The 26799-nt window shown below is 70.7% G+C and carries 18 protein-coding genes; 8 read left to right on the top strand and 10 right to left on the bottom strand.

Features of this window, described 5'->3' with window-relative positions; genetic code table 11:
- The first annotated feature begins 319 nt into the window (after nucleotides 1-319).
- The 4 genes from ACXNSR_RS26775 to glgB all read left to right on the top strand — a co-directional run bounded on the left by ACXNSR_RS26775 (nucleotide 320) and on the right by glgB (nucleotide 7921).
- Nucleotides 320-2314 carry an alpha-1,4-glucan--maltose-1-phosphate maltosyltransferase gene (locus ACXNSR_RS26775; protein ID WP_458637964.1) on the top strand — a complete coding sequence of 665 codons (1995 nt, stop codon included), beginning with the start codon at nucleotides 320-322 and terminating at the stop codon, nucleotides 2312-2314.
- A complete protein-coding gene (treS, locus tag ACXNSR_RS26770) occupies nucleotides 2311-4029 on the top strand; it encodes a maltose alpha-D-glucosyltransferase (protein ID WP_458637963.1) in 1719 nt (572 codons plus the stop codon). The genes ACXNSR_RS26775 and treS overlap by 4 nt, the downstream gene beginning before the upstream one ends.
- Before the next feature lie 155 nt (nucleotides 4030-4184).
- Nucleotides 4185-5630, top strand: coding sequence for a maltokinase N-terminal cap-like domain-containing protein (locus tag ACXNSR_RS26765; protein WP_458637962.1), 1446 nt, complete (start codon nucleotides 4185-4187; stop codon nucleotides 5628-5630).
- Nucleotides 5627-7921 carry a 1,4-alpha-glucan branching enzyme gene (gene glgB, locus ACXNSR_RS26760; protein ID WP_458637961.1) on the top strand — a complete coding sequence of 765 codons (2295 nt, stop codon included), beginning with the start codon at nucleotides 5627-5629 and terminating at the stop codon, nucleotides 7919-7921. Before ACXNSR_RS26765 ends, glgB begins: the two co-directional genes overlap by 4 nt.
- A 59-nt stretch (nucleotides 7922-7980) precedes the next feature.
- On the opposite strand, the gene ACXNSR_RS26755 is transcribed toward glgB, so the two are convergent.
- Together ACXNSR_RS26755 and ACXNSR_RS26750 are read right to left on the bottom strand one after the other, a co-directional pair.
- Nucleotides 7981-8322, bottom strand: a complete 342-nt coding sequence (locus tag ACXNSR_RS26755) for a thioredoxin family protein (RefSeq protein ID WP_458637960.1) — start codon at nucleotides 8320-8322, stop codon at nucleotides 7981-7983.
- A 33-nt stretch (nucleotides 8323-8355) separates the two neighbouring features.
- On the bottom strand, nucleotides 8356-8748 hold the full coding sequence (locus ACXNSR_RS26750) for a MerR family transcriptional regulator (RefSeq protein WP_266605082.1): 393 nt from the start codon (nucleotides 8746-8748) through the stop codon (nucleotides 8356-8358).
- A 320-nt stretch (nucleotides 8749-9068) separates the two neighbouring features.
- Between ACXNSR_RS26750 and ACXNSR_RS26745 the strand changes: the two genes are divergently transcribed.
- Nucleotides 9069-9752: a helix-turn-helix domain-containing protein gene (locus ACXNSR_RS26745; protein ID WP_458637959.1), complete on the top strand. Its 684-nt coding sequence runs from the start codon at nucleotides 9069-9071 to the stop codon at nucleotides 9750-9752.
- Nucleotides 9753-9801: 49 nt separating this feature from the next.
- Here ACXNSR_RS26745 and ACXNSR_RS26740 read toward each other — a convergent pair whose 3' ends face one another.
- The gene (locus ACXNSR_RS26740) at nucleotides 9802-10827 is read right to left on the bottom strand and encodes an ATP-dependent 6-phosphofructokinase (protein WP_030009086.1); all 1026 of its coding nucleotides are present in this window, start codon (nucleotides 10825-10827) and stop codon (nucleotides 9802-9804) included.
- Between the two features lie 221 nt (nucleotides 10828-11048).
- Here ACXNSR_RS26740 and pta point away from each other — a divergent pair, with 221 nt between their 5' ends.
- The 3 genes from pta (at nucleotide 11049) to pyk (ending at nucleotide 15954) form a co-directional block, all read left to right on the top strand.
- Nucleotides 11049-13187, top strand: a complete 2139-nt coding sequence (pta, locus tag ACXNSR_RS26735) for a phosphate acetyltransferase (RefSeq protein ID WP_458637958.1) — start codon at nucleotides 11049-11051, stop codon at nucleotides 13185-13187.
- A 60-nt stretch (nucleotides 13188-13247) separates the two neighbouring features.
- Complete coding sequence (locus ACXNSR_RS26730; RefSeq protein ID WP_458637957.1) at nucleotides 13248-14462, top strand: acetate kinase; 1215 nt, start codon at nucleotides 13248-13250, stop codon at nucleotides 14460-14462.
- A 61-nt stretch (nucleotides 14463-14523) separates the two neighbouring features.
- A complete protein-coding gene (gene pyk / locus ACXNSR_RS26725; protein ID WP_458637956.1) occupies nucleotides 14524-15954 on the top strand; it encodes a pyruvate kinase in 1431 nt (476 codons plus the stop codon).
- A gap of 80 nt (nucleotides 15955-16034) precedes the next feature.
- Here the strand turns inward: pyk and ACXNSR_RS26720 are convergent, their stop codons facing one another.
- The 7 genes from ACXNSR_RS26720 to ACXNSR_RS26690 all read right to left on the bottom strand — a co-directional run bounded on the left by ACXNSR_RS26720 (nucleotide 16035) and on the right by ACXNSR_RS26690 (nucleotide 26556).
- On the bottom strand, nucleotides 16035-16664 hold the full coding sequence (locus ACXNSR_RS26720) for a hypothetical protein (protein ID WP_458637955.1): 630 nt from the start codon (nucleotides 16662-16664) through the stop codon (nucleotides 16035-16037).
- A 5-nt stretch (nucleotides 16665-16669) separates the two neighbouring features.
- Complete coding sequence (locus ACXNSR_RS26715) at nucleotides 16670-21136, bottom strand: polymorphic toxin-type HINT domain-containing protein (protein WP_458637954.1); 4467 nt, start codon at nucleotides 21134-21136, stop codon at nucleotides 16670-16672.
- Between the two features lie 20 nt (nucleotides 21137-21156).
- Nucleotides 21157-22050, bottom strand: coding sequence for an FG-GAP repeat domain-containing protein (locus ACXNSR_RS26710; RefSeq protein WP_458637953.1), 894 nt, complete (start codon nucleotides 22048-22050; stop codon nucleotides 21157-21159).
- Between the two features lie 230 nt (nucleotides 22051-22280).
- Nucleotides 22281-23597, bottom strand: a complete 1317-nt coding sequence (locus tag ACXNSR_RS26705) for a hypothetical protein (RefSeq protein WP_458637952.1) — start codon at nucleotides 23595-23597, stop codon at nucleotides 22281-22283.
- The gene (locus ACXNSR_RS26700) at nucleotides 23587-24174 is read right to left on the bottom strand and encodes a DUF6114 domain-containing protein (RefSeq protein ID WP_458637951.1); all 588 of its coding nucleotides are present in this window, start codon (nucleotides 24172-24174) and stop codon (nucleotides 23587-23589) included. Before ACXNSR_RS26700 ends, ACXNSR_RS26705 begins: the two co-directional genes overlap by 11 nt.
- A 107-nt stretch (nucleotides 24175-24281) precedes the next feature.
- Nucleotides 24282-24923: a DUF6230 family protein gene (locus ACXNSR_RS26695; protein WP_458637950.1), complete on the bottom strand. Its 642-nt coding sequence runs from the start codon at nucleotides 24921-24923 to the stop codon at nucleotides 24282-24284.
- A 628-nt stretch (nucleotides 24924-25551) separates the two neighbouring features.
- A complete protein-coding gene (locus ACXNSR_RS26690) occupies nucleotides 25552-26556 on the bottom strand; it encodes a tetratricopeptide repeat protein (RefSeq protein ID WP_458637949.1) in 1005 nt (334 codons plus the stop codon).
- Nucleotides 26557-26799: the final 243 nt, after the last annotated feature.

The following is a 26799-nucleotide window of genomic DNA, read 5'->3' as shown; positions in this document are numbered from 1 at the left end:
TTGACGGAGACCCGGCGGATGTCGACCCGGGGCTTGGTATCGGCCGTGCCACTACGTACGAGTAGTTAACCGAACGCGCGGATTGGGCGGGGTGAGAGTGGGAAGGGCTCCCCGGGTACACGTTCGTACACGCACGGCGCACCCGCCCACAAACCCTCTCCCCGCCACCCGAGTGAACGCGGACAGGAGCGGCCATGCCCGCAGCCCAGCCGTCCACTGAGCGGCTAGAAACAGAGCGAACAGAGCGTGCACTACCAGTCGTGCCCACGGCTGGCCTGTTGTCACCGAGCCCTGCGAACTGCCCCCAGGTGATCCCATCATGATCGGTCGCATTCCCGTGCTGGACGTCCGCCCCGCCGTCGACTGCGGCGCCAGACCCGCAAAGGCGGTCGTGGACGAGGTCTTCGAGATCTCGGCCACCGTGTTCCGCGAAGGACACGACGCCGTCGCCGCCCACCTCGTCCTGCGTGATCCGGGCGGGCGGCTGCGGGTCCCCGTGCCGCTGAGCGAACTCGCCCCCGGCACCGACCGGTGGGGGGCCAAGGTCTCCGTCGAGGTCGAGGGGAGGTGGACGTACACCGTCGAGGCGTGGAGCGATCCGGTGGCCACTTGGCGGGCCCACGCCGCGATCAAGATTCCCGCGGGGATCGACACCGGTCTGATGCTGCTGGAGGGCGCGGAGCTCTACGAGCGGGCCGGGGCCCGGATCCCCAAGCGCGACGGGCGCGAGGCCGTCCTGGCCGCCGCCGCGACCATGCGCGACGAGGACCTGCCCGTCGCCGAGCGCTACGAGGCCGCCCTCGACCCCGCCGTGGACGCCGCGTTCGCCAGGCGCCCGTACCGGGAGCTGGTCACCGCCTCCAAGCCCCTGCCGCTCCTGGTGGAGCGCAAGCGGGCCCTCTTCGGCTCCTGGTACGAGATGTTCCCGCGCTCCGAGGGCGCGGTGCTGGAGCCGGGCGAGGCCCCGGTCAGCGGGACCTTCCGGACCGCCGCCGAGCGGCTGCCCGCCATCGCGGCGATGGGCTTCGACGTGGTGTACCTGCCGCCCATCCACCCGATCGGGTCCACTTACCGCAAGGGTCCGAACAACACTCTTTCCGCTGGAAGTTGGGACCCGGGCGTGCCGTGGGCCATCGGGTCCACCGAGGGCGGGCACGACGCGGTCCACCCGGAGCTCGGCACCATCGAGGACTTCGACGCCTTCGTCGGGCGGGCCCGCGAGCTGGGCATGGAGATCGCGCTGGACTTCGCGCTGCAGTGCTCCCCCGACCACCCGTGGGTGGAGAAGAACCCGCAGTGGTTCCGCCACCGGGCCGACGGGACGATCGCGTACGCCGAGAACCCGCCGAAGAAGTACCAGGACATCTACCCGATCCACTTCGACACCGACATGGCCGGCATCGTCGAGGAGACCTGCCGGATCCTGCGGCACTGGATGGACCACGGCGTCCGCATCTTCCGGGTCGACAATCCGCACACCAAGCCGGTGGTCTTCTGGCAGAAGGTGATCGCGGACATCAACAAGTCGGACCCGGACGTGATCTTCCTGGCCGAGGCCTTCACCCGGCCCGCGATGATGCGGGCGCTGGCCGCCGTCGGCTTCCAGCAGTCCTACACGTACTTCACCTGGCGCAATACCAAGGCCGAGCTGACCGAGTACCTGACCGAGCTGGCGGACACCCCCTCCGCCTCGGTCATGCGGCCGAACTTCTTCGTCAACACGCCGGACATCCTGCACGAGTACCTGCAGCACGGCGGCCGTCCCGCCTTCGAGGTCCGGGCCGTCCTGGCCGCCACCCTCTCCCCCGCCTGGGGGGTGTACGCCGGCTACGAGCTCTGCGAGAACACCCCGGTGCGCGAGGGCAGCGAGGAGTACCTGAACTCCGAGAAGTACGAGTTCCGGCCGCGCGACTGGGCGGCCGCCGACCGCACCGGCGCCACCATCGCCCCGCTGATCACCGCCCTGAACCGGCTGCGCCGCCGCAACCCCGCGCTCCAGCAGTTGCGCGACATCCACTTCCACTCGACCGACAACGAACAGGTGATCGCCTATTCGAAGCACGCCGGAGCCAATTCCGTACTGGTGGTCGTCAACCTCGATCCGCACCACACCCAGGAGGCGACCGTGTCGTTGGACATGCCGGTACTCGGCCTCGACTGGCACGGGTCCCTCGCGGTGCGCGACGAGCTCACCGGCGAGACCTATCACTGGGGCAGGGCGAACTACGTGCGCCTAGAGCCGGGCCGCACGCCCGCGCACGTACTGGCCGCTCTGCGACCGTCCCCGCCCACCGGAGGGTCACCCACCACATGATGATCAACGATCCCGTCCACGACACCTTCGAGGACACCCCCGCCAAGGACCGCGATCCCGACTGGTTCAAGCGGGCGGTGTTCTACGAGGTCCTCGTCCGCTCCTTCCACGACAGCAATGGCGACGGCGTCGGGGACCTCAAGGGGCTCACCAGCAAACTGGACTACCTCCAGTGGCTCGGTGTCGACTGCCTCTGGCTGCCGCCGTTCTTCGCCTCACCCCTGCGCGACGGGGGTTACGACGTCGCCGACTACACCTCCGTGCTGCCCGAGTTCGGCGACCTCGCCGACTTCGTGGAGTTCGTGGACGCCGCGCACACCCGCGGCATGCGGGTGATCATCGACTTCGTCATGAACCACACGAGCGATCAGCACGAGTGGTTCCAGCAGTCGCGCAAGGACCCGGACGGACCGTACGGCGACTACTACATGTGGGCCGACAACGACAAGCAGTACCAGGACGCCCGCATCATCTTCGTCGACACCGAGACCTCCAACTGGACGTACGACCCCGTACGCAAGCAGTACTACTGGCACAGATTCTTCTCCCACCAGCCGGACCTCAACTACGAGAACCCCGCCGTGGTGGAGGAGATCGTCTCCGCCCTGCGCTTCTGGCTCGACCTCGGCATCGACGGCTTCCGCCTCGACGCCGTGCCCTACCTGTACGCCGAGGAGGGCACCAACTGCGAGAACCTCCCGCGCACCCACCAGCTCCTCAAGCGGGTCCGCGCCGAGATCGACGCGCACTACCCGGACACCGTGCTGCTCGCCGAGGCCAACCAGTGGCCCGAGGACGTCGTCGACTACTTCGGCGACTTCGAGAAGGGCGGGGACGAGTGCCACATGGCGTTCCACTTCCCCGTGATGCCGCGCATCTTCATGGCGGTGCGACGCGAGTCCCGCTACCCCGTCTCCGAAATCCTGGCCAAGACCCCGGCGATCCCGGACCGCTGCCAGTGGGGCATCTTCCTGCGCAACCACGACGAGCTCACCCTCGAAATGGTCACGGACGAAGAGCGCGACTACATGTACGCCGAATACGCCAAGGACCCGCGCATGCGGGCCAACATCGGCATCCGGCGCCGGCTCGCGCCGCTCCTGGACAACGACCGCAAGCAGATGGAGCTGTTCACGGCCCTGCTGCTGTCGCTGCCCGGCTCGCCGGTGCTCTACTACGGCGACGAGATCGGCATGGGCGACAACATCTGGCTGGGCGACCGCGACGGCGTCCGCACGCCGATGCAGTGGACCCCGGACCGCAACGCCGGTTTCTCCTCGTGCGATCCGGGCAGGCTGAACCTGCCGGTCATCATGGATCCCGTCTACGGGTACCGGGTCACCAACGTCGAGGCCGCGATGTCCTCGCCCTCCTCGCTGCTGCACTGGACCCGTCGGCTGATCGAGGTCCGCAAGGCGAACCCGGCCTTCGGACTCGGCTCGTACACCGAACTGCCGTCGTCGAACCCGGCGGTGCTCGCGTTCCTGCGCGAGCACGGGGACGACCTGGTGCTGTGCGTGCACAACTTCTCGCGCTTCGCGCAGCCCACCGAGCTCGATCTGCGGTCGTTCAACGGGCGGGTCCCGGTGGAGCTCACGGGTGATGTGCGCTTCCCGCCGATCGGCGAGTGGCCGTACCTGCTGACCCTGGCGGGCCACGGCTTCTACTGGTTCCGGCTGCGGGCCGAACAGCGCGTCGACAAACGCACGAAGTAGCGGGCCGAGGACGGGGCGGGCAGCTCGAATGGGTCAATCGCCCGCCCCTGTACGGACCATCCTGACCCGACACTCGCACATGCCGGAGAAGCAACTGCCGCGCATCCGGGACACTCTGCGCATTCTGTGACGGCCCGGGGAAAGGACGCGACGTCATGTCGGAGGCTGCATCCGCCCGGAGCCGGCTGACGGCCGACCGGGCCACCGGGATCGCTCCACTGGAGCCGATGCTGAAGGCCTGGCTGCCCGCACAGCGCTGGTTCGCGGGCAAGGGCCGCACCATCAGCAGGCTCAGGACCGTCTCGGCGGCCGAGCTGCTGCCGCCGGGATCCACCCCCGGACTGCTGCACCTGCTCCTCGACGTCGACGGGGACTGCTACCAACTGCTGCTGGGCATCCGCCCGTCCCTGCCGCCCGCCCTCGCGCCCACCCTGATCGGGCATGCCGAGGACGGACCGTACGCGGGCCGGGCGGTCTACGAGGCGCTGGGCGATCCCCGGCTCGCGGCCATGCTGCTGGAACGGCTGCGCTCCCCCGGGACCCTCGGGCCGCTGCGCTTCGACCGGGACCCGGCCACGCCGATCCCGGCCGGGCTCACCCCCCGGCCGCTGTCCGGGGAACAGACCAACTCCTCGCTGATCTACGGAGATTCGTTCATCCTGAAGGTGTTCCGCCGGGTCGGCCCCGGGGTCAATCCGGACCTGGAGCTGCCGAGGGCGCTGGCCGCCGCCGGCTGCACCCGGGTCCCGGCCCCCGTCGCCTGGTACGAGGCCGAGCCGCCCGGCAGCGAACCGCTGACCCTGGGCGTGCTCCAGCCGTACCTGCGCGGCTCCGACGACGGCTGGCAGCTCGCGCTGCGCCGGCTCGGCGCCGGGGCCGACTTCACCGCCGAGGCGCACGCGCTGGGCCGGGCCACCGCCGAGGTGCACAGCGCGCTGGCCGGTGCGCTGCCCACGGTCGCGCTCGGCCCGGAGCAGACCGCCCGGCTCGCGGCGGGCATGACGGCCCGGCTGGCCGCCACCGCCCGGGAGGTGCCGGCACTGCGGCCCTACGAGGCGGGGCTGCGGGGCGCCTTCGACGCGCTGGCGGCCTCCCGGGGGGCGGGCGTGCCCGCCCAGCGGATCCACGGGGACCTCCATCTGGGGCAGACCCTGCGCACCCTCGACGGCGGCTGGTCGTTGATCGACTTCGAGGGCGAGCCGGCCCGGCCGCTGGCCGACCGGCGCCGTCCCGAACCGGCGGTGCGCGACATCGCCGGGATACTGCGCTCCTTCGACTACGCCGCCCGCTCGCACCGGCCGTTCGCCCCCGCCTGGGCGGACGACTGCCGGGCCGCCTTCTGCGAGGGCTACGCCCGCACCACCGGCCGGGACCCCCGCGAGGACCCCGTGCTGCTGCGCGCGTACGAGACCGACAAGGCGGTGTACGAGGCCCGTTACGAGTCCCGGCACCGTCCCGACTGGCTGCACGTGCCGATGGCCGCGATCCGGCGGCTCTCGGAGCCCGTACGACCCGCCCACCGTGTGCCCCCGACCCCGTCCGCCCCCGGCTCCATCTCCCCCCACCCCCACCCGAAGCCCCCGAGGAGGCCGCTCGCGTGAGCGCCGCACGACAGCCGTCACCGACCGTCCGCGAGGAAGCCGTACCCGCCCCGGCGGCGGCGAAGAAGGCCCGGACGCCCCGGGCCCGCCGCGCCGACCCGCCGCGGGGCGTCCGGCCGGCGCCCGCACTCGGCGCCGACGAACGTGCCCGGCTGCTGGAGGGCCGCCACCACGACCCGCACGCGGTGCTGGGGGCCCGTACCCAGCGGGGCGGGGTGGCCTTCCGGGTGCTGCGCCCGCACGCCAAGGCGGTCACCGTCGTGGCCAAGGGGCTGCGGGCCGAGCTCTTCGACGAGGGCGACGGGCTGTTCTCGGGGCTGCTGCCGCTGACCGGCGTGCCGGAGTACCGGCTGCTGGTCGCGTACGACAGCGACGAGATCGAGGTCCACGACCCCTACCGCTTCCTGCCCGCCCTCGGCGAGCTGGACCTGCACCTGATCGGCGAGGGCCGCCACGAGCAGCTGTGGAAGGCGCTCGGCGCCGAGCCGATGGAGCACCAGGGCGTCGCCGGGACCCGTTTCACCGTGTGGGCGCCGAACGCCCAGGGGGTCCGGGTCGCCGGGGACTTCTCGTACTGGGACTCCGTCGCCTACCCGATGCGCTCGCTGGGCTCGACGGGGGTGTGGGAGCTGTTCCTGCCCGGGGTGGGCGCCGGAACGCTCTACAAGTACGACATCACCCGCCCGGACGGCAGTCACACCCTGCGCGCCGACCCGATGGCCCGCTCCGCGGAGGTCCCGCCGGCGAACGCCTCGGTGGTCACCTCGTCCCGGTACGAGTGGCAGGACGCGGCGTGGATGGCCGGGCGCGGCGCCCGCTCCCCGCACCAGGCCCCCTTCTCGGTGTACGAGCTGCACCTGGCTTCCTGGCGGCCCGGGCTGTCCTACCGGCAGCTCGCCGAGCAGCTCCCGGCGTACGTCAAGGAGCTGGGCTTCACGCACGTGGAGCTGATGCCGGTCGCCGAGCACCCCTTCGGCGGCTCGTGGGGCTACCAGGTCACCGGTTTCTACGCGCCGACCTCGCGGATGGGCACCCCGGACGACTTCCGCTTCCTCGTGGACGCGCTGCACCGGGCCGGGATCGGGGTGATCGTCGACTGGGTGCCGGCGCACTTCCCGCGCGACGACTGGGCCCTCGCGGAGTTCGACGGGCGGCCGCTGTACGAGCACCATGACCCGCGGCGGGCCGCGCACCCGGACTGGGGGACGCTGGAGTTCGACTACGGCCGCAAGGAGGTCCGCAACTTCCTCGTCGCCAACGCCGTGTACTGGTGCGAGGAGTTCCACGTGGACGGCCTGCGCGTGGACGCGGTGGCCTCGATGCTGTACCTCGACTACTCGCGCGCCGAGGGCGAGTGGGCGCCCAACGAGCACGGCGGCCGGGAGAACCTGGACGCGGTGGGCTTCCTCCAGGAGATGAACGCGACGGTGTACCGGCGCTGCCCGGGGGTCGTGACGATCGCGGAGGAGTCCACGGCGTGGACGGGCGTGACCCGGCCGACGGACTCCGGCGGGCTCGGCTTCGGCCTGAAGTGGAACATGGGCTGGATGCACGACACCCTGCGCTACATGTCGAAGGACCCGGTGCACCGCAAGTACCACCACCACGACATGACCTTCGGGATGATCTACGCCTTCAGCGAGAACTACGTGCTGCCGATCTCGCACGACGAGGTGGTGCACGGCAAGAGCTCGCTGGTCTCCAAGATGCCCGGGGACGACTGGTGGCAGAAGCGGGCGGCGCACCGGGCGTACCTGGGCTTCATGTGGGCCCATCCGGGCAAGCAACTGCTCTTCATGGGGCAGGAGTTCGCCCAGGGGTCGGAGTGGTCGGAGGTGTACGGGCCGGACTGGTGGGTGCTGGACGAGTCCTACGCGGCGGCCGGTGACCACCGGGGCGTACGGAACCTGGTGCGCGACCTGAACCGCACCTACACGGGGGCGCCCGCCCTGTGGGAGCGGGACACCGTGCCGGAGGGCTTCGCCTGGGTGGAGGCGGACGCCGCGGAGGACAACGTCTTCGCGTTCCTGCGGTACGCGCAGGACGGCTCGCAGCTCCTGGCGGTGTCGAACTTCTCGCCCGTGGTCCGGCACGGCTACCGGATCGGGGTGCCCGAGGAGGTGCCGCTGTGGCGGGAGGTGCTCAACACCGACCTGGAGGTCTACGGCGGCAGCGGCGTCCACCACACCCAGCCGATGCGGCCGGAGCCGGTGCCGGCGCAGGGCCGCCCGGCGAGCCTGCGCATGACCCTCCCGCCGCTGGCGACGGTCTGGTTCCGGCCGCAGGCCTGAGGCGCCGGGCTCGGGGGCCGGGCCGGGCCCGGCCCCGGCCCCGGGCCCGGGCCCGCGGCTCAGGCCGTGGCGAGCTGCTGCTCCAGGTCCCGGAGCAGCCGGTGCTTGGACCGGGCGCCGACGATCTGCTGGACGGGCTCGCCGTCACGGAAGACGAGCAGGGTCGGCATGGACAGCACCCCGTACCGGGTGACGGCCCCGGGGTTGCTGTCCGCGTCGATCTGCACGACCTTGAGCCGGCCGGCCTCCTCCGCGGCGATCGAGGAGAGGACGGGGGCGAGCTGGCGGCAGGGGCCGCACCAGTCGGCCGTGAACTCCACGAGGACGGGCCGCCCCCGCTCCCCGAGCACCTCGGTCTCGAAATCCGCGTCGGTCACCTGCGCCACGCCGTGAGCCTTCATGCCACCGTCCCTCTCGTCCATCCGGTCATCCGGTCATCCGGTCATCTCGCACTTCGGCACGGCCGCTTCGCCGGCCGCCCGTTCCGCGTCGGCCAACTGCCGCCCGAGCTGCTCGCGCACGTCGGCCAGCTGGCCGATCAGGCCGTCCAGCTCGGCGAGCTTGCGCCGGTAGACGGCGAGCGAGGCGGGACAGGAGTCCCCGGCCGGGTGGCCGGCCCGCAGACAGTCCACGAAGGGGCGGGTCTCCTCCAGTTCGAAGCCGAAGTCCTGGAGGGTGCGGATCTGACTCAGCAGCCGCAGGTCGTCCTCGTCGTAGGTCCGGTAGCCGTTGCCGGCCCGCCGCGCGGGGAGCAGCCCGCGCGACTCGTAGTACCTGAGCGTCCGGGTGCTGGTCCCCGCCCGCTCCGCCAGTTCGCCGATGCGCATGGAACGACCGTATTCCTTGACGCCGACGTCAAGGCAAGGGAGGAAGGGGCCCTCGTCACCCCCGTCGGCGAGGGCCCCGGAAAGGATCACGCAGGAAACGGCCGGCCGGTTCGGATCGGGCGAAGAGTGTGAGAGGTATTGCATCGGCGGGCATTGGCTGGAACCGTACATACGGAAAGGATCTTCCGCTTCACCGATTACCGGACAGTCGCCCGGAAACCCGGCGAAAGGCCGTTACTTCATAGGACGTTCCTACGAGGTATTGGCTTGTTTGTTTGGTCTGTAGGCGCCGCAGGCCGGCCACTTCTACGGTGTGCGGTGTGCACTCCAGCCCACCTTTCAATGCCCCCGCCGCGCGTCGCCTGCGCGCGGCCCTGGGCATGGCTCCCGGACATGTCGCCTACGGCCTGCGCGCCCAGTACGGACTCGTCGTCGCGCCCGAGACCGTGATGGCCTGGGAGCGCGGCGAGATATCACCTTCCTCCGCCGAGCTCACGGCGCTAGCGGGCGTCCTGTGGTGTGCACCCGGCGAACTGCTCGCCGAACCGGTCACCCTGCGGGAACACCGGGTCGCCCGGGGGCTCGCGGCGGACGACCTGGCCCGCCGGATCGGCCTGGAGACGAGCGCGTACCAGAAGATGGAGGACACCGGGCGCTGGAAGGGCAACGAACGGCAGTCCGCCGCCCTGGCCACGGTACTGGGGCTGACGCTGGCCCAGTTCGTGACGGCGACCGGCAAGCAGGAGGAGCTCGCCGAACTGCTGCGCAGCGCGGTGACCACCCGCTGGCAGGCGTACGTGAAGCCGCTGGGCAAGCTGCTGCCGATCCCCAAGCACCATCTGGAGGCGGTGCTGGAGCAGCTGCACGGCGACTACCAGTCGCGGATGGTGGCGACGCTCAGCTGGGGCGGCGGCCAGGGCGAGGCCGGCAGCGGGGACGCGGGCCGGGAGTTCCTCACCGAGATCGTGGACCGGTTCTGGCACCTCGCGGGCGGTGCGGCGTAGGACGCGCGGGACGACCGCACGGGGGCCGCGGGTCCCGCCCGGGCCGGCGTCAGAAGACCGACTCGGCCTCGTACATGCGCTCCTCGGGGACGGTCTTCAGCTCCGTGACGGCCTCGGCGAGCGGGGCCATCACGACGTCGGTGCCGCGCAGGGCCGTCATGTTGCCGAATTCGCCGCGGTGGACGGCCTCGACGGCGTGCCATCCGAAGCGGGTCGCGAGCACCCGGTCGTACGCGGTCGGGGTGCCCCCGCGCTGGACGTGGCCGAGGATGACCGGGCGGGCCTCCTTGCCGAGGCGGTGCTCCAGTTCGATCGCGAGCCGGTTGCCGATGCCGGCGAAGCGCTCGTGACCGTACTGGTCGATCGCGCCCTTCTCGTACGGCATGGAGCCCTCGGCCGGGTGCGCGCCCTCGGCCACGCAGATCACGGCGAACTTCTTGCCGCGGGCGAACCGCTCCTCCACCATCTTCACCAGGGCGTCCACCTCGAAGGGGCGCTCCGGCAGGCAGATGCCGTGCGCACCGCCGGCCATGCCGGACTCCAGGGCGATCCAGCCCGCGTGGCGGCCCATGACCTCGACGACCATCACGCGCTGGTGCGATTCGGCGGTGGTCTTGAGGCGGTCGATCGCCTCGGTGGCGACCATGACGGCGGTGTCGAAGCCGAAGGTGCGGTCGGTGGAGGAGATGTCGTTGTCGATGGTCTTCGGTACGCCGACGACCGGCATCCCGGCGTCCGACAGCATCCGGGAGGCGGTCAGGGTGCCTTCGCCGCCGATCGGGATGAGGGCGTCGATGCCGTAGCGCGTCGCCAGCTCCTGGGCGTTCTCGGCGGCTTCGTGGAGCCGGGCGCGTTCCATGCGGGCCGAGCCGAGGATCGTGCCGCCGCGGGCGAGGATGCCACTGACGGCGTTGATGTCGAGGGGGCGGAAGTGACCGTCGAGGAGGCCCTTGAAGCCGTCCTCGAAACCGATGACCTCATCTCCGTGGCCGACGAGGGCACGGTGTACGACCGACCGGATGACAGCGTTGAGGCCGGGACAGTCGCCGCCTGCGGTGAGAACTCCGATACGCATCGTGCTGTGTCTCCTGCCGTACATAAGGGCGTAATGGTGAGGCCTGTCCGATTGTTCCACGGGCCCGGGGCGCCGCACATCTTCGGCGGCCGCCCCCCGAAGGCCCTCCACCCCTCCCGGCCAGGCCTTTTTCCCGGGGGCGCCCTATCCATTGACAGAGGTATTGTCAAGGGGTCGAGCCAGATCAAAATGACCTTCACAGCATGGGACGGAGAGCGGGCGTGACGCGCAGCGTGTACGTGACCGGTATCGAGCGCGGGGACGGCCGGCAGGTCGTCGAGCTGGGAATCATGGAGCTGCTGACCCGGCAGACGGGCCGGGTCGGCGTCTACCGTCCGCTGCTGCACGACGCGCCGGACCGGCTCTTCGACCTCCTCAGGGCCCGCTACCGGATCGATCAGGACGCCGCGGCGGCCTACGGCATGTCCTACCAGGAGGCCTCGGCGATCCTGGCCGAGAAGGGCACCGACGAGCTGGTCTCGCGGCTGGTCGACCGCTACCACCGGGTGGCCCGCGACTACGAGGTCATGCTCGTCCTCGGCACCGACTACGCGGAGACCAACCTCCCCGACGAGCTGGCGCTCAACGCCCGCCTCGCCAACGAGCTGGGCGCGGTCGTCGTGCCCGTGGTGGGCGGCACCAAGCACCATGCCGAGGCCGTGCGCGCCGAGGCCCGCAACGCCTACCGCGCCTACGAGACCCTGGGCTGCCACGTCGTCGCGATGGTCGTGAACCGGGTGGCCGCGGAGGACCGCGACGTCATAGCCGAGCGGCTGGCCGCCCGGCTGCCCGTGCCCTGCTACGTGCTGCCGGACGACAAGTCGCTCTCCGCACCGACCGTCGCCCAGATCACCCGGGAGCTCGGCGGCGAGGTGCTCCTCGGCGACGATGCCGGGCTGGCCCGCGACGCCCTGGACTTCGTCTTCGGCGGCGCCATGCTGCCGAACTTCCTGGGCGCCCTGACCCCCGGCTGCCTGGTCGTCACCCCGGGGGACCGCTCCGACCTGGTCATCGGCGCGCTGGCCGCGCACTCCTCCGGCACCCCGCCGATCGCCGGTGTGCTGCTCACGCTGAACGAGCGTCCGACCCCGGAGATCCTGACGCTGGCCTCGAAGCTGGCACCGGGCACGCCCGTGGTGTCGGTGGCCGGCAACAGCTTCCCCACCGCCGCCGAACTCTTCTCGCTGCAGAGCCGGCTGAACTCCGCGACCCCGCGCAAGCTGGAGACCGCGCTCGGCCTGTTCGAGCGGCACGTGGACACCGGCGAGCTGCGCGGTCTGCTGTCGGTGGCCCGCTCGGAGCGCGTCACCCCGATGATGTTCGAGCACGAGCTGCTGGAGCGGGCCCGTTCGGACCGCCGGCGCGTCGTGCTGCCCGAGGGCACGGAGGAGCGCGTGCTGCGCGCCGCGGACGTGGTGCTGCGCCGCGGGGTCTGCGACCTGACCCTGCTGGGGGACGAGCAGGCGATCCTGAAGAAGGCCGCCGACCTCGGCGTCGACATCTCCGGCGCACAGCTCATCGACCCGGCGACCTCACCGCTGCGGGAAGGTTTCTCCGAGTACTACGCGCAGGTCCGCGCCCACAAGGGGATGACCGCCGAGCTGGCGGCCGACGTGGTCACCGACGTCAACTACTTCGGCACCCTGATGGTCCAGCGGGGCCTGGCCGACGGCATGGTCTCCGGTTCGGTGCACTCCACCGCGGCGACCATCCGCCCGGCCTTCGAGATCATCAAAACGAACACGGCCGCGCGAAGCGCGTCAGGCAGGGTGGTGGCGGGCGACGGGAGGGCCAAGCCCGAGGCGTCCATCGTCTCCTCGGTCTTCTTCATGTGCCTGGCCGACCGGGTCCTCGTCTACGGCGACTGCGCGGTCAACCCGGACCCGAACGCCGAGCAGCTCGCGGACATCGCCGTCCAGTCGGCCGCCACCGCGGCCGCCTTCGGCGTCGAGCCGCGGATCGCGATGCTCTCGTACTCGACCGGCACCTCGGGCAGCGGCGCGGACGTCGACAAGGTCCGCAAGGCCACCGAGCTCGTCCGCGAGCAGCGCCCGGACCTGCTGATCGAGGGGCCGATCCAGTACGACGCGGCCGTGGAGCCCTCGGTCGCTGCGACCAAGCTGCCTGGGTCCGAGGTGGCCGGCCGCGCGACGGTGCTGATCTTCCCGGACCTCAACACCGGCAACAACACGTACAAGGCCGTGCAGCGTTCGGCGGGCGCGGTGGCGGTCGGCCCGGTGCTCCAGGGTCTGCGCAAGCCGGTCAACGACCTCTCACGCGGTGCGCTCGTCCAGGACATCGTCACCACCGTGGCCATCACCGCGATCCAGGCGCAGGGCGCGCCGGCGCCCACGGCCTGACCCTTCGCCCACGGCCTGCCCCTCCCCCTCCACCACCCGCGACCAGGAAAGACCTCCACCGTGACCGCATCGCGCGTACTCGTCCTCAACTCCGGCTCCTCGTCGGTCAAGTACCAGCTCCTCGACATGGCGGACCGGTCCCGGCTCGCGTCCGGCCTGGTGGAGCGCATCGGCGAGGAGACCTCCCGGCTGGTGCACGAGCCGCTCTCGGGTCCGGCCGCGGCCGCCGGCCGCCGGGAGCGGCTCGGTCCGATCGCGGACCACGGGGCGGCGCTGAAGGCCGTGGCGGCGGAGCTCGCCGCGGACGGCATGGGGCTGGACTCGCCCGAACTGGCGGCGGTGGGTCACCGGGTGGTGCACGGCGGGACGCGGTTCACCCGCCCGACCGTGATCGACGACGAGGTGCTGGCGGAGATCCGGAGCCTGATCCCGCTGGCCCCGCTGCACAACCCGGCGAACGTGACGGGCATCGAGGTGGCGCGCTCGCTGCGCGCGGACCTTCCGCAGGTCGCCGTCTTCGACACGGCCTTCCACGCGACCATGCCGGAGCACGTGGCGCGGTACGCGATCGACGCCCGGGTCGCCGACGCGTACGCCATCCGGCGGTACGGCTTCCACGGCACCTCGCACGCCTACGTCTCGCGGGCGACGGCCCGGCTGCTCGGCAAGCCGGTGGAGGACGTGAACGTGATCGTGCTGCACCTGGGCAACGGCGCCTCCGCCTCGGCCGTGCGGGGCGGGGTGTGCGTGGAGACGTCCATGGGCCTGACCCCGCTGGAGGGGCTGGTCATGGGGACCCGTTCGGGCGATCTCGATCCGGCGGTCGTCTTCCACCTGGCACGGGTGGGCGGCTTCTCGGTGGATGAGATCGATTCGCTCCTGAACAAGAAGAGCGGTCTGCTGGGCATGTGCGGCGACAACGACATGCGCGAGGTGCTGCGGCGCGCGGGCGAGGGCGACGAGGCGGCGAGCCTCGCCTTCGCCGCGTACGTCCACCGGCTGAAGAAGTACATCGGGGCCTACGCGGCGGTGCTCGGGCGGGTGGACGCGGTGACCTTCACGGCCGGGGTCGGCGAGAACGCCCATCAGGTCCGCGAGGCCGCGATCGACGGCCTGGCCGCACTGGGCCTGGTGCTGGATCCGGAGGCCAACGCCGTGCGCTCCGGCGAGCCGCGGCTGGTCTCGGCGGAGCATGCCCGGGTGGCGGTGGCGGTGGTCCCGACGGATGAGGAACTGGAGATCGCCACCCAGGCGTATGCGCTGGTTACCCAGTAGTCACTTGGACTTTCCACCAGCCGGAATATTCCGCTACGAAACAAACCGATAGGATCCAGTCATGCGCCGTTCCAAAATCGTCTGCACGCTGGGCCCCGCCGTCGACTCGTATGAGCAGCTGAAAGCGCTCATCGAGGCAGGTATGAACGTGGCCCGATTCAACTTCAGCCACGGGTCCCAGGCAGAACACCAGGAGCGGTACGACCGCGTCCGGCAGGTCTCCGAGGACACCGGGCGCGCCGTCGGCGTCCTCGCCGACCTCCAGGGCCCGAAGATCCGTCTGGAGACCTTCGCCGAGGGTCCCGTCGAGCTGGTGCGCGGTGACGAGTTCACCATCACCACCGAGGACGTCCCGGGCGACAAGTCCATCTGCGGCACCACCTACAAGGGCCTCCCGGGCGACGTCGCCAAGGGCGACCAGATCCTGATCAACGACGGGAACGTCGAGCTCCGGGTGACCGAGGTCGAGGGCCCGCGGGTGCGGACCATCGTCATCGAGGGCGGTGTCATCTCGGACCACAAGGGCATCAACCTGCCCGGTGCCGCCGTGAACGTCCCCGCCCTGTCGGAGAAGGACGTCGACGACCTCCGCTTCGCCCTGCGGATGGGCTGCGACATGGTCGCCCTGTCCTTCGTCCGCGACGCCAACGACGTCAAGGACGTCCACAAGGTGATGGACGAGGAGGGCCGCCGGGTCCCCGTCATCGCCAAGGTGGAGAAGCCGCAGGCCGTCGAGAACATGGCGGCCGTGGTCGACGCCTTCGACGCGGTCATGGTGGCCCGCGGTGACCTGGCCGTCGAGTATCCGCTCGAGAAGGTCCCGATGGTCCAGAAGCGGCTCATCGAGATGTGCCGCCGCAACGCCAAGCCGGTGATCGTCGCGACCCAGATGATGGAGTCGATGATCACCAACTCCCGCCCGACGCGCGCGGAGGCCTCCGACGTCGCCAACGCCATCCTCGACGGCGCGGACGCGGTCATGCTGTCGGCCGAGTCCTCGGTCGGCGCGTACCCGATCGAGACCGTCAAGACGATGTCGAAGATCGTCACGGCGGCCGAGGAGGAGCTCCTCTCCAAGGGCCTCCAGCCGCTGGTCCAGGGCAAGAAGCCCCGTACCCAGGGCGGCTCCGTCGCCCGCGCGGCGTGCGAGATCGCGGACTTCCTCGACGCCGAGTCGCTGATCGCCTTCACCCAGTCCGGCGACACGGCCCGCCGTCTGTCGCGCTACCGCGTGACCCAGCCGATCCTGGCCTTCACCACGGACGTCAACACCCGCAACCAGCTCACGCTGAGCTGGGGCGTCGAGTCCTACATCGTCCCGCACGTGGACACCACCGACGCGATGGTCGACCTGGTGGACGGCGAGCTGCTCAAGCTGGGCCGCTACAACCAGGGCGACACCATGATCATCACCGCCGGCTCGCCCCCCGGCGTCCCCGGCACCACCAACATGGTCCGCGTCCACCACCTGGGCGGCGACACCCGCGCCTGACGCACTGCCTCTGCCGCACAGAGACCGAGGGCGGCTCCCCGGATCCACTCAGGATCCGGGGAGCCGCCCTCGGTGTCGTCTCAGCTGAAATCGGTCAGGTTCTCCACGTTGTGGAGGAGGTGATCGCCGTACCCGAACCGGTCGCCGAGCGCCCTGTACCCCGTGTACTGGACATCCGTGATGGGCACCCGGAACCCGACGATCGAGCGGAGGAAGAGCCGGAACCCGAGGTCGGGATCGACCTCGGCGACCACCCTCTCCAGCGCGGCCACGGCTCCGGAGACCCGGCCCTGCGGGTCGGCCGTCGCCTCGTCCAGTGCGGCCAGGACCGGCCCCCGGATCTCGCCGAGGACGTCCTCGGCGAGATCCGTACGCACCGGTGAGGGAGAGCTCGAACGTCGCTCCCCTTCCTGGTCGATCCGCCGACGGGCGATGTCCGCGACATGGGCCAGCCAGTCACGTCCGCCCATCCCCAGGACGTCCGGGTTGTGGTTCCGCCCGGTCGCCGCGTGCCACAGCGCCATGAGTGCCCCGTCCGACAGCGGTGACTCCAGCAGCCTCACCGTGTCGGCGTGGAGCGTGCGGGCATGACGCGAAGCCACGGACGCGATCACCTCGTCGGCCGTCCCGTGGATCCAGACGTCCCGGAACGCTTGGGCCAGGGCACTGAGCCCGAAGTCCCACTCACCGTGCGCGCTCGTCCTGCTCACCTCCGTCAGATCGGGTACGCCGTGTAGACGACGAACCCGTTGCCCTTGTCGTGCTTGAACTTCTTCAAGGTGACACGGACCGAGTTGCCGGCCGCCTTCGGGGCCTCACCCACGCGGTACACCGTCCCGAGCGAGGTCATCCCGTCCCATTTGCCATCGAAGGTGAAGGTGTCAGGGCCGTTCGGGTCTTTCAGCCAGTTGTCGAGCGCGGTCTTGCGGGCCGCGCTTTTCGTCTTGCCGGCTCCGAAGAAGTAGTGGGCCGCCGCCCGGTCGACCGCCTGCTGGGCGATGTCCGCATCGGTGAAGACGCTGCTGACCGGTTCCAGCCCCTTTCGCTGGTTCTCGAGCGCGTCGTCCATCGCCTGGCGCGCTGTCCGGTTGACGTGCCTGCTCATCGTGTGCGCACCGCTGGCCGGGAACGTCGTCTCGTCCATCAGGCTGAAGCAGTTGTGCACGAGCACGTCCTGGGGCTGCTCTCCGGCGGCCCGCACGAAGAAGGTGTGCAGCCCGTCGACCGTCAGGTCGTAGACCCGCTGCGGGGCGATGCCGTCCCGGTCCTTGAGTGCCACGACGGCACGGAGGGAGCCGTCCGGGCCCCGCAGCCGGTCGCCGGCCACCAGGTCGGACGCCAGTACCCAGTCACGGCCGGCCACGAAGAACTTGTGTCCCGCCGTGGTCGTGAGCTGTCCGCCACCGGCCAGGGTGATGTCGACGAGGCGTTCGGTGTCGTGCTGGTAGGTGCTGGTGACGGGCTGGGCACGGACCGCGCCGGACACGGGGTCACCCGCCATCACCAGATCGCCGTGGCGGACTTCACCGATCGGCTTGTACGAGCCGTCGGCGAGGAGCACCGGCGTGGTTCGCGGGAAACTGTTGCGGTAGCAGGAGGTGAACAACTTCTGCCCCCAGTTCGCCTCCCGCTCCAGGGCCGCTATCACGTCGGGCTCCATCTCGGCCTTCTTGGCCAGCGCCCTGGCCTCGTCCATGCTCGCGCCGGTCCTCATGACAGTCCGGTAGGCCTGCATCGCATCCATGAGGAGTTCCATCCGCTTGCTGACGGCGCCCATGGCCAGGTCGATCCCCACCGACACGCATGCGTCCAGCTTGTGTCCCTTGACGCAGCTGTAGAAGTCGTCCGTGAGCATGTGCCAGAGGGTCTTCAGAAACACCTTGTCGAAGATCAGGGCGATCTCCAGGCGGCTGAAGTAGACGTCCTTGTAATACGTCTGCAGACCCATGTTCTGGGAATGGATCCAGGTCACGTAATCGGCCGGACAGTTCGCCTCGGTCACGTTCTCCGGGGCCGCCGGGTCCGTGCACAGGTAGAAGTCGACCGTGAGGTTGTAGGTCAGCTTGAACTTCACCGTGCAGCCGTCGAACCCGATGTCCAGGACGCACTTGTTCTGGTCCTCGGGTTCTCCGATCGGTTCGATCTTGGAGCGGGCGAACACTCCCTTGACGCCGGTCACACCGCCCGAGGCGATGGCGTCGTGGTTCTTCTGGTTCTCCGCCCGGGTCGCCGCGTCCTGCGCCTCCTTCGCTGCTTCCTGGGCCCGCTTCGCGGCCGTCTCCGCCGTGGTGGCATCGGATTCGGCCTTGGTCGCGACCGTGTCCGCGGTCTTCGCGTCGGCCTCCGCCGCCGTGGCCGCCTTGCGGGCGGAAGCGGCGTCGCGCTCCGCGTCCGTCGCCGCCGCGTCCGCGGCGGAGGCGTGGGTGCCCGCCGTGGTGGCCGCGGTCTGCGCCGCCGCGGCGTCCGCCGTGGCCTGCCGGTTGTACTCGACGGTCTTGGCCTCGGAAGCCTTCGCCGCTTTGGCCGCCGCTGCCGCCTCGTTGGCCGACTTCTGCGCGGCCTGCGCCGACTTCGCCGCCTTGGCGGCCCAGTCGGCCGCCTGCAATGCGGCCTCCGCCGCCGCCTTCGCGTCCGCGTCCGCCTGCTCGGCGAGCTTCTTCGCCTCGGCGGCCGCCTTGGCCGCCTGGTCCGCCTTGGCCTGGGCCAGGGCCGCCTGCTGCTCGGCCGCCGTCTTCGCGGCCTGACCGGTCAGCACGGCCAGACCCGCCGAAGAGTCGGTCTCCTTGTACGGAGAGCCCAGCTCGATGGCGTCGTTGGCCGGCTTGACCACCTGCATCGCCGACTCACTGGCGGCGACGGCCGCCTGCGCCGTGGAAAAGGCGAACCCGGCCGTGCGGATGGATTCGGCTCCGGCTGCCACCGCTTCACTGCGGGCGACCGAGGCGTCCGTCTTGGCCTTCTCCGCCTGCTGGTGGGCCGTCTCCGCCTGCGACTTCGCGGTGATCGCGTTCCACTTGGCCGCGTCCGAGGCATCGATGGCCTCGGCTGCCGCCGCATGTGCCTTCTGCACCGCGGCTTCGGTGACCGCGACGTCCCGCTTGGCCGCGTCCGCCGCCGCCTGGGCGCGCTTGGCCGCTCCCTGGGCCCGGGTCGCCGCCGCCCTCGCGTTGGTCGCGGCCTCGGTCGCCGTGTCCGCCTCGGCGCGTGCGGCCCTGGCCGCCGTGCCCGCGTTGTCCGCCGCGGTACGTGCGGCCGTGGCCGCGGTTCGGGACCCTTCGGCCGCGCCGGTGCCCTCGTCGGCTGCGGCCTTGGACTCCTTGGCGTAGGCCTTGGCGTCCAGGGCGTCGCGCTCCTGTTCCGCGTCGATCGCCTTGTTCCGGGCCGTCACGGCCTTCTTCTCGGCGTCGACCGCGTCCTTCATCTTGTTCTCGGCGGTGGTTCCCGCCGTCTGCGCCGCGGCCAGCTGGTTGCCCGCCTCGGTCCGCTGGGTCTGGGCCCTGGCTTCCGCCGTCGCGGCCTTCGCCCGCTCCGATTCGGCGAGCTCCTTCTGGGACTTGGCGTAGTCGCGTTCCGCTTCGGCCTTCTCGCGCTTGGCCTTGGCGTCCTCCGAGGCGGTCTTGGCCTCCTTCTCCGCTGCCGCCGCCTTGACCTGTGCCGCCTTCGCCTTCGAGGCGTTCTCCGCGGCCTTCACGGCCTGCGCCGCAGCTCCCTCCGCGGAGGCCTTCGCCTGGGCGGCGGCCTCCTCGGCGGCCTTGCGGCGGAACTCCGCCTTCGAGGCGTGCGCCTGCGTCATGGCCAGCGAGTTCAGCGTCTTGCTGTCGGCCGCCGAGGCGCGCGTCGCGTTCAGCGCGGTCTCGGTGGCCTTCGCCGCCGCCTGGGCGGCGGCCGCCGAGGCCTTGGTCACCTGGGCCGCCTGCTGGCCGTAGAGGAGACCGCGGCCGCGGGGCAGACCCGCGTTGTCGGCGATCGCGTATGCCGCGTTCTGCGCGGTGGTCACCTTGGCGGCCTGCGCCTGGGCGTCCTGGGCAGCGCGCGAGGCCACGTAGAGCCGCCCGGTCGCGCGGGCCTGGGCCTGCTCGATCCACGTGCGGGCCTTGGTGAACTCACTCGCGGGCGGCCGTCCGCTGCCGGCCGGAACCTTCAGGAAGTGTGCCTCCCAGTCGGTGAGCCGACTGGCGATCATGGACTGGCCGAGCGCCTCGGCCATGGCCTGCGCGGCGATCTGCAGGTCCTTGGAGGCGGCCTGCTCGGCACCGAGGATGGTGTCCCGCTGGGCGTTCTGGCCCGCGATCTCGGCCTGCCACTCCTGCGAGGCGACGGCCGCCTCGGCCGTCAGGACCTTGTGCGGGTCGAGCGGATTGCGCGTGGCGCAGGACGCGAAGCGCGCCTTGAGCTGCTCCACGTCGATCCGGAATTCCATCGAGTCCGGGGCGGGGGCGCTGGTGGGGAAGCCGCCGTTCTGCAGGAAGATGCGGGCGTCGTCGGCATACATGGGGGTGGACCCCGCCATGTGCCACTCCCACTCCTTGCGGTCCTCGTAGGTGTCGGAGCTCTCCGGGTAGTACCGGGCCTTCGCGATCTTGGTGGCCGCGTCGACCGAGTCCTTGCCCGCCAGCGGGTGCGGGTCGGTGTAGAAGTCGCCCTGGCCCGTCCAGAACTGGTCCGCGATCCAGCCCCCGTAGCCCGTCGCCATGAAGATGCTCGGGTTGTCCGGCGGCCACTGGAATCCCGTGACCGTGTAGCCGGGCGGGATGTCGTTCATGTACAGGGAGGCCTGCCACGCCTTGTTGCGCTCGTCCATCTCGGCGAACTTGGCGTTGGCGGCGGAGTGGTCCTTGTCGTACGCCGCCGACAGCGGCGTTCCGTCCCAGTAGTTGCGCGCCGCGGCGGCGAGCAGTTCGGTTTCGGTTCCCTTCAGTCCCGTGCGGGCTACGGCCTTCATCTCCGCGCCGCCCTTGCGCAGCACGTTGCCCAGCAGGCACTGCGCCTCGCGGACCTTCTGGGCCGCGTCCAGGTCGTAGGGGGCGGGCTCCGCGGCGGCCGCCGGGCGCAGCCCGTCGAGGGGCTGCACCCCGCTGCCGGTCAGGGTGATGGCCGTGGCGGTGGCCACGGCCGTGGTGGTCAGGAAGGTCGTCCAGTTGCCGAATCGACGGCGCCCGGGCGCGGTTGCGTATCTGCGCATACCCGTATCAGCCGTTCTGCTCAGAAGAGGACATCGAAGGCCGCCCAGCCCGAGGTGCCGATCTGCACCCGGGCGGCGAAGGGGGCGGCCGGATTGCCGGTGCCCTTGAACAGCCACAGTGCGCCCGCGGTGTCGGCGGCGATCAGGTCGGTCTTCCCGTCGCCGTCGGTGTCGCCCGCGGAGGCGAGGGTCTTGTACGCCTGCCAGCCCGGGCCCACGACGTACCGCGTGCCGACCACGGCGTCCACGGTGGCCGAGCCGGTACCGGCGTAGATGGCGAGCGTGCCGTCGGTGCTGCGGGCGAGGATGTCGGCCTTGCCGTCACCGGTGTAGTCGCCGCGGCCCACGAGCGTCATGCCGCCCCACCCGGTGCCGATGCGCATCCGGGGCGCGAGCGTGCCGTCGGACCGGCCCTGGTAGAGCCAGAGGTTGCCGGCGGCGTCGCGGCCGATCAGGTCGGGATCGGCGGAGCCGCCCATGTTCCCCACGGAGACGATCGTGTCGTAGATGTCCCAGCCGCCGCCGATGAGCTTGGTGTCGTTGCCGTGCTCGGCGGTGTAGTAGAGCCTTCCGGCCGCGCGGTGGTAGAGGTCGTTGGCCCGGCCGCCCTCCGACACGTTGGCCTGGACGAGTGCGGTCGCCTCGCCGAAGCCGCCGCCCAGTTCGTAGGCGGACTTGAGGCCCCCCGCGCCGTTCGCCTCGTACGCCCGGAGCTTGCCGGTGCTCGCGTTCCGCGCGAAGAGCGGGAACGTCTTCAGGGGCGGGGCCGTGGCCCCCGCGGAAGCCGCGTTGGCGGTCCCGTCCGGCCAGAGCGGCGGCGCCACTCCGGACGCCTCCACCGCGACGGCGGCCAGTAACAGGCCGATCGCGCAGATCACCGCCCGGCGCACCGAGCGGTTCATGGTTTGCAGCATGAAAGTGCGGCTCCTCAGGAACGTCACGAGCGCAGGCATGCCAAGGGCACACCGAAGTGCTTGTGAGTCCCCCCGTGGACAGCCGCGCGCCGCGTGTATGACAGCGGCATTTGCACGCTAGTCGAGGGCCCAATTCCTGTGAAGATGCTGTGAGTTACCTATGGGTAACGGAAAACGGACGGCCCGCCCCCACAAGGAGGGCGGGCCGTTGTGACGCTCTGGAGCCGCTGCTACTCCGGCGGACCGATGTAGTTCTTCAGGCCCGGAACGGTGAGCGTGCCGCCGAACTGGCCGGCCTGGACGACCTTGACGTTCGTGAAGAAAGCGAACGGGACGTTCAGGGGCGGCGGGCTGTTCGGGGTGAACTCGATCGGGATCAGACCGAACAGGTTGCCCTTGAGGCTCTCGGTGTACATCGTCACCGTGCCGCCGCGGATCTTGGACGTGGAGCCCGGACGCGACTTCAGGTGGGCGACGTTCCCCGACTTGCCGACCGTCTGGTACAGGTCCTTGATGTCCAGCGAGTCCGCGGTGAACTTCAGGACCTTCTTGGTCTTGCCGCCGGCCGTCTTCACCTCGACGATGCCGTGGTAGTCCAGGCCATACAGGGTCAGCAGGGAGCTGTCGAGGTACCAGGGCTCGTCCGGCAGGAGCGGGACGCCCTGCTCCAGTTCGGCGTCGGCCAGTGCCTTGGCGTCGTAGGTCGGGCACGGGAAGGGCTGCTTCCCGTCCGGGTCCTTCGTCTCCTCGTCCTTGTCCTCGTCCTTGGACTCGTCGTCCTTGGCCTCGTCCTCGGCCTTGTCGTCCTTGGCCTTGTCCTCGCCCGTCTCGTTCTTGGGGTCCTTCTCGGTCTTCTTGACCTCCTCGGACAGCTCCTTGACGTCGACACCGGCCTTCTTCGCCGCTTCGCGGATCGCGTCCGCGGCCGGGTCCGGGGTCGGAGCCGTCGTGGCGGCGCCCGACGGGGTGGCCGCGGGCGTCGGGGTCGCCTTCGCCGTCGCGTCCTTGAGGGGCCTGCCGAGCTCGTCGACGAGGTTCTTGAGCGCGTCGCCGACGCCCAGCGGGTCCAGCGGGTTCACGGACTTGGTCGGCTCCGGAGCCGGCGTCGTGGCCGCAGCCGCAGCCGCAGCCTTCTCGTTCGTCACCGGCGGCTTGGCCGCCGACGGGGAGGTGCTCGGCTTCGCCTTCGCCGACGACGACGGGGACGCGGACGGAGAGGGCGTCGCGCTGGGCGACGCACTCGGCGAAGGCGTCGTCGAGGGCGTGGGTGACGGGGACTTCGACTCGGTCTCCGCCGGTTCGTCGGACCGTGTCACACACGGGCCGGGCGCGAAGGGGATCTCCTTGTCGTCGGCCACGGCCAGCTTCGGCGCCATGCCCATCCCGACGAACACGGCCGTCGGCATCGCCGCGAGCGCCATCGTCTTGCCGACGGGTATCTGGATCTTGTTCAGCAGCGACTTCCTGGGCGCCGCGTGGCGCGGCCCCTTCACTACACGGGACTCTGCGCCAGGGGCCACGCCCCGCTGCGTCTCGTCACCCCGCACTGTTCCTCCCGCCATCGGCGTGGGCAGTCGTCTCGCTCGCGTGTGCCGTTTCCGCCCCACGGGGCCCCGGAACGCCTTGGGCGCCCATGTCCGCCATCGCGTCCGCCTTGCTCAGAGCGACGACGCCCGGCTGCTGGTCGCCCGCCGGCTGCTCGTCCTGCTCCGCGGGCTTCCCCGGCGCCCAGGACAGGGCGAGCGCGCCACCGACCATGGAGAGGATGAAGCCGACGAAGAAGCCGCCGAGGTTGGAGACCGGGATCGAGACCAGGGCGAGCAGGATCGCGGCCACGCCGGCGAAGACGCGGATGGTCGCCTGGAACCAGAGCGCCAGGCCCAGCGTGATCAGCAGTACGCCGATGATCAGCGCACCGGCACCGCCCGTGGTGGCCATGGCGAGGCTGACGTTGCCCAGCCGGAGGTCCGCGTAGGGGAAGTAGGCGATCGGGAAGCCGCCGAGGAGCGTGAACAGCCCGGCCCAGAAGGGACGGCGGCCGCTCCAGGCATGGAAGTGGTAGTACACCACGGTGAGCCAGGCGTCGTCTTCTGCGCGAACGTAAACCGGGGCCTGGGGGTTCATGGACAACAGCTCCCTGGAAACGGTGGTACTTGAGAACTCTGTGGAGCCCGGACGGGCGGGGGCGACGGCTGTCACCACCCGCCCGTCCGGTCAGACACGGGGACTGATCAGTCCTTGATGTCCTGGTAGCAGGGCTGGTCGCCACCGAGCAGGCGCAGCTTCAGGTTGGGCAGCTTGAAGGTGCCCGCCGTGGTCGCCCACGCCTTCTGCTTGACGTCCCGCAGGACCGCCTTGTCCGCGCGCTGCGAGAAGGCGTACGGGCTCGCGACCGTGCCGGCCTGCGGCTTGGTCTTGTGGCTCGGGTCGCCGACCGCCACACCGATGTCCAGGTTGGTGAACTCGGCGTTGGTGTCGAGCTCGGCCACATCCAGGTAGATGTTGGTCGCCTCGGCAGCCGTGCCCTTGTGACCGGTCTTCAGCTGGAGCGTGATGTTGCCCAGCGGAGTCGGGGTGACCAGGGACTGGCACATGTTGGTGATCTTGGCGTTGCTAAACCCGGAGATGGTGACCGGGTGGTGCTGGGCGTTGCCCTTGAGGTCGTGACCCTCGGCGATACCGCCGTACTGGATGAGGTTCTCACCCACGAGCTCGTCGGCCGAGACCTTGAAGTCCTGGCCGGAGACGCTGAAGGACGCCGCGAGGGCACCCTGCGCCAGACCCACACCGACCGCAGCCGTGGCCGCGATGCTCGGCACCATGACGAGCGCGAAGCGCTTCCATCTGGTCCCGCCACGAACCTGAGAACTCATTTCGTTCCTCCTTCTCGGACGTACATCTCCGGTCCGGGCCGTACCCGTCCTGGGATGGGAGAAGTGCTACGTCCTCGGGAAGGAGCGCAGGCGGCCCGGCCGCGGCTGTGCCACGTCCGATGCACCGGCGATCACCCCCGAGCGACAACCACTGGGCCACGCGTTCGCGCAACCTGGAGGACAGGCCCCGCCGGTGTGGCAGAGACCCCCCTGTCCAACGGCCGGTGCCACTGCCACAGACCGACTCGGTGGGGACCCTTCACCGCGGCTCCGAGTGAGCGGCTCTGCGGGAAGGACCGAGCGTCGCCGATCGTGGTCCATTCCAGGCCGGGGCACAAGGGGGTTCGTTACTGGCGGGTAACGGCCAGATAACCTGGGCACGACCCGCCGCCGTCGGGCAGCAACACAGGGTGTCACCCAGGGCCACGACAGAACAGGCGAATGACGAACACACCGGACAGTTCACGGGGTTCGATTTACTGCGAGTAACAGCGGCCGCGATTGCCAAGTTTTGGCAAAGCGCGGCCGCTGTTTATCTACGTGTCAACAAATCGCCGGTGTCCCGGCGATGTACGGGCAGCGCCCGGCGGCGGCCCCGGAGCGGCCGCGAAGCCGGTCCGGACGCGGCCTAGAAGAGCACCCGCGCGAGCGCCGTACGCGCCGCGGAGACCCGCGGGTCGTCCGCGCCGATGACCTCGAACAGCTCCAGCAGCCGCAGCCGCACGGTGTCCCGGTCCTCACCGAACGTGACCCGCACCGTGTCCACCAGGCGCCCGAAGGCGTCCTCCACGTGGCCGCCGACCAGGTCGAGGTCGGCCGCGGCGATCTGTGCCGCCGGGTCGCGCGGGTTCTCGGCCGCCGCGGTCCGCACCGCCTGCGGGTTCATGTGCTGGACCCGGGCGAGGAGCTCGGCCTGGGCCAGGCCCAGCTTGGCCTCGGTGTTGGCCGGGTCGTCCGCGAGCACGTTCTTGTACGCCTGGACCGCGCCGCCCAGGTCGCCGGCGTCGAGCGCGACGACGGCCGCCTCCAGCAGGGCGTCGTGCGGGCCCGCCGGGATCTCGTCCGCGGCCGAGGCGGCCGGAGCGGCCCCCTCCGCGTCCGGGTCCACCTCGATGCCGATGATCCCGAAGCGGTCCTCGGCGACCTGGACGAGCTGGGCGAAGGTCTCGCGGATCTGCTGCTCCGGGACCACGCCCTGGAACAGCGGCAGCACCTGACCGGCGACCACGGCGAAGACGGCCGGGATGCCCTGGATCTGGAACTGCTGCATGAGCATCTGGTTGGCGTCGACGTCGATCTTGGCGAGCACGAGGCGGCCGTTGGCCTCGGTGATCAGGCGCTCCAGCAGCGGGCTGAGCTGCTTGCACGGCTGGCACCACTCGGCCCAGAAGTCCAGGACGACCGGGACCTCTGCGGAGAGCTGGAGCACATCGCGTTCAAAACCGGCCTCGTCTACGTCGATGACGAGCGCCGACGGCGGCACGGCACCGGCGGACGGACCCGCCCCGCCGGACTCGCCGGCCCGGGCGGCCGCTTCGGCGCGCGCCTGCTCGGCCTTGGCCTTGGCCTCACCGGCCGCCTTCACCGCGGCGAGGTCGACGACGCCGCTCATGGACATGTTTCTGGGCTGCATGCGTACATCCTCCCCCGTGTGCGCGCGCCGACGAAAAAGATCGCGTGAATTGGCCGTGCCGCCGTACCGTCGCGATCGTGATGTTGAACGGCGCCGGGTCCCCACCTGGCGCCTGTAGCTCTTCGCGTGGTTGTCGCTCTTACGCTACGAGCCGTAGCGTAACTCCCCCGGCGGCCCCCCGCGCCCCTTCCGGCCCCGTGATCTGAACCACAGCGGCCGTTCTGGCTACCGACGGGTATGGTC

This window comes from Streptomyces sp. NC-S4, from assembly GCF_054353315.1.
This window is presented reverse-complemented; position numbering and strand designations above follow the sequence as displayed.